The sequence below is a fragment of the Rathayibacter tanaceti genome (genome assembly GCF_001634385.1).
Classification (GTDB): Bacteria; Actinomycetota; Actinomycetes; order Actinomycetales; family Microbacteriaceae; genus Rathayibacter; species Rathayibacter tanaceti.
Map to the genome: position 1 here is coordinate 1 of NZ_LIIN01000235.1, position 1,811 is coordinate 1,811.

Here is a 1,811-nt window from a genome sequence, read left to right on the forward strand (position 1 = left end):
CGGGATGCGCGCCGCCGCGCACGCCGTCCGCGACCGCGACCAGCGCGGCCAGGTCGTTGCCCTGCACGCCCTCGGCCATGCCGATGAAGGCGCGGGTGAAGCCGTGGTCGATCTCGCCGCCGTCGGCCAGCCGCGCCCGCGCCGCCTCCGCGTCGAAGTGCCGCAGCGGCTCGCCGACCGTGAGCCCTCCCAGACTCAGCGAGGCCACGAGATCGGGGCGCTCGAGGCCGAGCACCCAGCTCATGCGCGCGCCGAGCGAGTAGCCGAGCAGGTGCGGGGCGATCAGATCGTAGGAGTCGATCACCCGCGCGATGTCCGCGACCATCGCCGCGACGCTGTAGGCGTCCGGGTGGTGCGGCTTCTCGCTCGCGCCGTGCCCGCGCTGATCGAGGGCGACGACCCGGTAGCCGGCGCGGTTCAGGGTGCGCAGCCAGCCCGCCGTCTCCCAGTTGAGCACGGCGTTCGAGGCGAAACCGTGCACCGCGAGCACGGTCGGCGCGTCGTCGTCGCCGACGGAGTAGGTGGCCAGCCGCACCCCGTCATCGGCCACGACGTACACGGGCGGAGGGAAGGCGATCATCCCTCGACCCTGCCCGCCGCCGGTCGTCCACAGGCGCGACACGCCGTCGGAGGAGCGACCGCAGCGTCCGCGTCGAGGCAGGGCTCAGCGGGGAGGGCGGGAGGAGTGCACGAACGGGACCGCGATCCAGAGGCGCACCGGGCGCCTCGGCCGGAGCGGACGCCGAGCAGCACGCAGAGCACCAGGTTGAGCACGGCGAGGAGGAGGATCGCCCCGATCGTCACGAGCGGCCAGTCGGCGCCGAGCGAGTCGCGCACCGACACCAGGGCGAGGTGCAGCGGGACGAGCATCAGCTGCAGAGCGAGGTAGGTGAGCTGCCAGTTCACCGCGACGAGCCCGTTGCGGTCGCTGAGGGTGCCGGTGCGGCGGCGCGCTCCCCACACCATCACCGTCGCGGTGAGCGAGATCAGCGGCGAGAGGACGACGAAGCCGGCCAGCGCCCAGAGCCCCGCGAGCCAGACGGCGCGCGCGCCCGCATGGTCGCGGGTGCGGCACCGCTGCTCGTCGTCGTCCATCGGCCACCGCCTCCTCGCGCGTCGGCCGAGCCGACCCCTCCAGTCTCGCACCGCCCCGGAGGGGATCGCCCCTCACCTTCCGGGGGTTCACCGGATGGGGCGCCCGCCGGGCCGTCCGTAGCGTGGAGTCATCGCGCATCCGCCGCATCCCGCCGAGCAGAGCGCCCTCCAGCCCAGAAGGAGCACCCCGTGCCCACCGACGACCGCACCCTCCGCCTCCCCACCGCCGACGAGCGCCCGACCGAGGACCTCAGCACGACCGTGGTCCTCCTCGAGCCTGAGCAGCTCCCCTCTGGTGAGCAGCGGTCCTTGGGCGAGGGAGCAGAGAAGCCGACCGATGCGCCGGTCGACGAGCCGGCGCAGGAGCGTCCCGAGGAGCAGCGCTCCCCGCGCAGCGCGTACGGCACTCCGCCCGTACCGCCGGCCACCGCGTCCGCGGCTCCGTCGACCCCGTTCTCGCTCACCAGCCTGATCCTCGGCGTGACCTCGGTCTTCTTCGGCCTCACCGTCATCGCTCCCGTCGCGGGCCTCGTCTTCGGCATCCTCGGCCTCCGCCGCGAGCCGACCGGACGCACCCTCTCGATCTGGGGCATCGTCCTCAACGCGGTCATGCTCGGGATCGTTCTGCTGTTCCTGGTCGGCCTGCTGTTCGTGACTCTGGTGATCCCGTTCCTGGCTGTCGTGTCGGGCTCCGACTACCTCTGACAGCCCGCGCT

3 protein-coding genes are annotated in these 1,811 nt (G+C 73.3%); 1 reads left to right on the forward strand and 2 read right to left on the reverse strand.

From position 1 onward, the window contains the following. Together ACH61_RS15260 and ACH61_RS15265 are read right to left on the reverse strand one after the other, a co-directional pair. Positions 1 to 580, reverse strand: a 580-nt coding sequence (locus ACH61_RS15260; protein ID WP_068213704.1) for an alpha/beta fold hydrolase, incomplete at its 3' end; no start/stop codon positions are given. Next, positions 577 to 1,095, reverse strand: a complete 519-nt coding sequence (locus ACH61_RS15265; protein ID WP_068213707.1) for a DUF4870 domain-containing protein — start codon at positions 1,093 to 1,095, stop codon at positions 577 to 579. The genes ACH61_RS15260 and ACH61_RS15265, both read right to left, overlap by 4 nt. Positions 1,096 to 1,284: 189 nt before the next feature. Here ACH61_RS15265 and ACH61_RS18690 point away from each other — a divergent pair, with 189 nt between their 5' ends. Continuing rightward, positions 1,285 to 1,800 (forward strand): hypothetical protein, encoded by a 516-nt coding sequence (locus ACH61_RS18690; protein ID WP_236713723.1) that lies wholly within the window; start codon positions 1,285 to 1,287, stop codon positions 1,798 to 1,800. Positions 1,801 to 1,811 lie beyond the last annotated feature (11 nt).